This window comes from Cellulomonas septica (genome assembly GCF_012396155.1).
In the GTDB taxonomy this organism is placed as follows: Bacteria; Actinomycetota; Actinomycetes; order Actinomycetales; family Cellulomonadaceae; genus Cellulomonas; species Cellulomonas septica.
Genome location: NZ_JAAXOY010000303.1, coordinates 1 through 4,245, shown reverse-complemented (window position 1 = coordinate 4,245; position 4,245 = coordinate 1). Strand labels below are relative to the sequence as shown.

Sequence of the window (4,245 nt, the reverse complement as noted above, 5' to 3'; positions counted from 1 at the left end):
ACGGCGGCCCGGTCGGTCGCGTCGTCGTCGTGGGCGGCGGCATCGGCGGGCTCATGACGGCCGCGCTGCTCGCGCGAGGCGGCGCGCAGGTCACGCTGCTCGAGCGGCACGACCGCGTCGGCGGGCGCATGGGCACCCTCGAGCTCGACGGGTTCCGGTTCGACACCGGGCCGTCCTGGTACTTCATGCCCGAGGTGTTCGCGCACGCGTTCGCCCTGCTGGGGGAGCACGTCGAGGACCACCTCGACCTCGTGCGCCTCGACCCGGCGTACCGGCTGTTCACCGAGCCGGACGTCGCCGGCGGTCCTGCGGGCGGCTTCGACCTCACGGGCGACCCCGAGACGAACTGGGCCACCTTCGAGGCGATGGAGCCCGGCGCGGGCGAGGCGGTGCGGCGGTACGCCGCGGAGGCGTCGACGGCCTACCGGACGGCGCTCGACCACTTCCTGTGGACCACGTTCCAGCGGCCTGACCGGCTGCTGTCCGCGCCCGTCGTGCGGCGCGCCGGGACGCTCGTCGACCTGCTGACGCACACCCTCGCCGAGAGGATTTCGACGACCGTCGAGCACCCCGTGCTGCGGCAGGCGCTCGGGTACCACGCGGTCTTCCTCGGCTCGTCGCCCTACCGCGTCCCGGCGCTGTACTCGCTCATGAGCCACCTCGACCTCGTCGACGGCGTGCAGTACCCGCGCGGCGGCATGTACACCGTGATGGAGGCGCTCGAGCGGCTCGCCGTGCGTGAGGGCGTCGAGATCCGGACCGGTGCCGACGTCGTCGCGATCGAGGTCGACGACGTCCCGCGGACCGCCCGCAACCCGCGGCGCACCGGTGTCGCGCGCGGCGTGCGGCTCGCCGGCGGGGAGCTCGTCGAGGCCGACGTCGTCGTCTCCGGCGCCGACCGGCACCACACCGAGACCGCGCTGCTCGAACCGCGGCACAGCGACCACCCGGCCGCGTCGTGGGAGTGGCACGGGCCGGGGATCTCCGCGCTGCTCGTGATGGCCGGCGTCCGCGGCGCGCTGCCCGAGCTCGCGCACCACTCGCTGTTCTTCACGCGCGACTGGCCCGGCAACTTCGACGACATCCTCGGCACCGGGCGGTCCACCGCGCCGGCCGACCTGCGCGTGCCCGAGGTCGCGTCCGTGTACGCGTCGCGCACCACCGCGACCGACCCCACCGCCGCGCCGCCCGGGCACGAGAACCTGTTCCTGCTCGTGCCGTTCCCCGCCGACGCGTCCCTCGGCGACGGCCCGCCCGGGAGCCCCGAGCGTGAGGTCGTCGAGCGGCACGCCGACCGGTTCCTGGACCAGGTCGGGTCGTGGGCGGGGGTGCCGGGCCTGCGCGACCGCGTCGTGACGCGGCACGTCGTCGCCCCCGCGGACTTCGCGCGCGACCTGTCCGCGTGGCGCGGCACCGCGCTCGGCATGGAGCACACGCTGGCGCAGAGCGCGATGTTCCGGCCCGGCGACGCGTCCGCGCGCGTGCCGAACCTGCTGCACGTCGGCGGCGGGACCATCCCCGGCGTCGGGCTGCCGATGTGCCTCATCAGCGCCGAGCTCGTCGCGAAGCGGCTGCTGGGGGAGACGTCGACGCGCCCGCTGCCCGCACCCCTGCGCCGCGGGTTCCTCGACGCGGCACGCCCGGCCGGGCTGTGGTCCGGCGTACGGTCGGGCGCATGACGGGACTCGCCTACCTGGGGGCGCTGCTGCTGTCCCTCGGTGGCCTCGCCCTGCTCGATCGGCGCTTCCGCCTCGCGTTCTGGGACGACCCGCGACGTGCCGGGTGGACGGTCGGGATCGGCGTCGCCGCGTTCCTGCTGTGGGACGTCGCCGGGCTGCTGCTCGGGATCTTCGCCCGCGGGGACTCGCCGCACATGACCGGGATCCTGCTCGCGCCCGAGCTGCCGGTCGAGGAGGTCTTCTTCCTCACGCTGCTCTGCTACGTCGCGCTGCTCGCGTGGCGGTGGTTCGACCGGACCGCCTCGCTGCGCGCGGCGGGGGCACGGGCGCTGCACGACGCGGAGCACGGGTCGGGGACGCCGGGGACGTCGGGCGCGGCGGGTGGTTCGGGGTCGTCGGGGCCGTCGGGCCGGGACGGGGGTGCCGCGTGACGAACATCGTCCTCAACGTCGCGGTCCTCGTGGTGCTGCTCGCGGTGTCGTGGCCCACGCTGCGGCGGCTGCGCGGGTGGCCCGTCGTCTGGACCGTCGTGCACCTGTGCGTGCTGACCGCGGTGTTCGACACGCTCATGATCGCCGCCGACCTGTACGTGTACGCCCCTGACAAGATCCTCGGCGTGTACGTCCTCGGCGCGCCGATCGAGGACTTCGCGTACGCGATCGCCGCCGCCGTCGGGATGCCCGTGCTGTGGACCGTCCTGGGTCGGCGCAGGCCGCGCGTGGCGGGCTCGCCGGCCGGTCGGACGGACGTCGAGGGGCCGGCGTGAAGGAGGTCCTCGCCGCGTCGCGGCCGTTCTCCTGGATCAATACCGCCTACCCGTTCGCCGCGGGCTATCTCATGGCCACGCAGGGGCGGATCGACCTGACGCTCGTCGTCGGGACGCTGTTCTTCCTCGTGCCGTACAACCTGCTGATGTACGGCGTGAACGACGTGTTCGACTACGCGTCCGACCTGCGCAACCCGCGCAAGGGCGGGATCGAGGGCGGGCTCGTCGCACCCGAGCGGGCCCGGGCCGTGCACCGGCGGATCCTGTGGGCCAGCGCGCTGTCCGTCGTGCCGTTCGTGGTCTACCTCGTCGCCGTCGGGTCGGTCGCCGCGACCGCCGTGCTGGCGCTCGTGCTGTCCCTCGTCGTCGCGTACTCCGCGCCCGTGCTGCGGTTCAAGGAGCGACCGTTCCTCGACTCGTTCACCTCCGCGATGCACTTCGTCGGGCCGCTGCTCTACGCGCTCGTGCTGGTCGCCGCGGACATGTCCGCGCCCACCGTCTGGCCCGTGCTCGTCGCGTTCGTGCTGTGGGGCATGGCGTCGCACGCGTTCGGGGCCGTGCAGGACGTGCGCGCCGACCGCGAGGGCGGCATCTCGTCCGTCGCGACCGTCCTCGGCGCCCACCCGACCGTCGTGCTCGCGACCCTCGCCTATGTCGCCGCCGCGGCCGTGCTGCTCGTCGTGCCGTGGCCCGGCGTGCTCGCCGCCGTCCTGCCCCTGCCGTACGCCGTGTCGACCGCGATGTTCTGGCGCGTCACCGACGACGACTGCGAGCGCGCCAACGCCGGGTGGCGGCGGTTCCTGTGGCTCAACCTCGTCACCGGGTTCCTGGTGACGATGCTGCTCATCGCGATCGCCCGCACCTGACGGGTCAGGACGTCGTCAGGGGTCCCGACTCCGGCAGCTCCGCGTCCGCGTCGAAGGCCGGGGCCAGCAGCTGCGTCACGGTCGCCCACCCGCGCGCGAGCATCCCCGCGTCCGTGTCGGGCTCACGCGTGATCTCCACGTCCGAGTAGGTCAGCTGCAGGTGGCCGTGCTCGAGCTCGTGGATGCGGGCCTGCACCGCACCGAACGACGCCAGCGGCGCCTTGCGCAGCCCGCGCACCTGCTCGACCGGCAGGTCCGGGACGTTGAGGTTGAGCACGCGGTCGCCCGGGCAGTGCGCGACCACCCAGTCGAGGACCGGCCGCGCGAACGCCGCCGCCGTCTCCCAGTGCCGCGGGTCGTGGTACGCGATCGACACCGCGAGGCCCTTGATGCCGTGCGTCGCGCCCGAGAGCGCGGCACCGACCGTGCCCGAGTGCAGCACCGCGTGTCCCGTGTTCGCGCCGCGGTTCACGCCCGACAGCACGACGTCGGGCTTCGGCCCGAAACCGCCGTACGCGGCGACGAACGCGATCAGCCCCGGCGCCGCGCGCACCGCGAACGACGGGATCCCGTCGGGCAGGCCCGGCGACGGCTTCGACGCGACGATGAGCCGCCCGTCCTGCTCGGCGCCCAGCAGCGACGCGCTCGCGCCCGACGACTCCCGCGCGGGCGCCGCGACCACCACGTCGTGCCCCGCGTCCGCCGCCATGACCGCGAGCGTCGTGAGTCCGGGGGAGTCGATCCCGTCGTCGTTCGTCACCAGCACCCGCATGGGGCCACCTCTCGTCGGTCCGGTCGGCGGCCGTCGACCGCGCGCTCGTCTCGTCGGCTCGCCGACCGTGTCGCCTCGCCGGCCCCGCCGTCCGTCCATCGGACCCGACCCGACGCCGACCCGCCACCCGACCCGACGCCGACCGCCGCCCGGCTCGACGCC

The 4,245-nt window shown here is 74.6% G+C and carries 5 protein-coding genes; 4 read left to right on the top strand and 1 reads right to left on the bottom strand.

The features are described from left to right. The 4 genes from crtI to HGA02_RS12030 form a co-directional block, all read left to right on the top strand. Positions 1-1,679: phytoene desaturase family protein (crtI, locus tag HGA02_RS12045; protein WP_246247717.1), on the top strand; the 1,679-nt coding region annotated here is incomplete at its 5' end. Next, complete coding sequence (locus HGA02_RS12040) at positions 1,676-2,110, top strand: lycopene cyclase domain-containing protein (protein ID WP_168679208.1); 435 nt, start codon at positions 1,676-1,678, stop codon at positions 2,108-2,110. The genes crtI and HGA02_RS12040, both read left to right, overlap by 4 nt. Beyond that, on the top strand, positions 2,107-2,445 hold the full coding sequence (locus HGA02_RS12035; protein ID WP_168679207.1) for a lycopene cyclase domain-containing protein: 339 nt from the start codon (positions 2,107-2,109) through the stop codon (positions 2,443-2,445). The genes HGA02_RS12040 and HGA02_RS12035 overlap by 4 nt, the downstream gene beginning before the upstream one ends. Beyond that, positions 2,442-3,311: a prenyltransferase gene (locus HGA02_RS12030; protein WP_168679206.1), complete on the top strand. Its 870-nt coding sequence runs from the start codon at positions 2,442-2,444 to the stop codon at positions 3,309-3,311. Before HGA02_RS12035 ends, HGA02_RS12030 begins: the two co-directional genes overlap by 4 nt. Before the next feature lie 4 nt (positions 3,312-3,315). Here HGA02_RS12030 and surE read toward each other — a convergent pair whose 3' ends face one another. After that, entirely contained in the window at positions 3,316-4,083 is a 768-nt protein-coding gene (surE, locus tag HGA02_RS12025) for a 5'/3'-nucleotidase SurE (protein ID WP_168679205.1), read from the bottom strand. Positions 4,084-4,245: the final 162 nt, after the last annotated feature.

Excerpts from the sequence above, each read along its gene's own strand:
- HGA02_RS12040 (WP_168679208.1), top strand. The coding sequence starts at position 1,676 with ATGACGGGACTCGCCTACCTGGGGGCGCTGCTGCTGTCCCTCGGTGGC.
- surE (WP_168679205.1), bottom strand. The coding sequence starts at position 4,083 with ATGCGGGTGCTGGTGACGAACGACGACGGGATCGACTCCCCCGGACTC.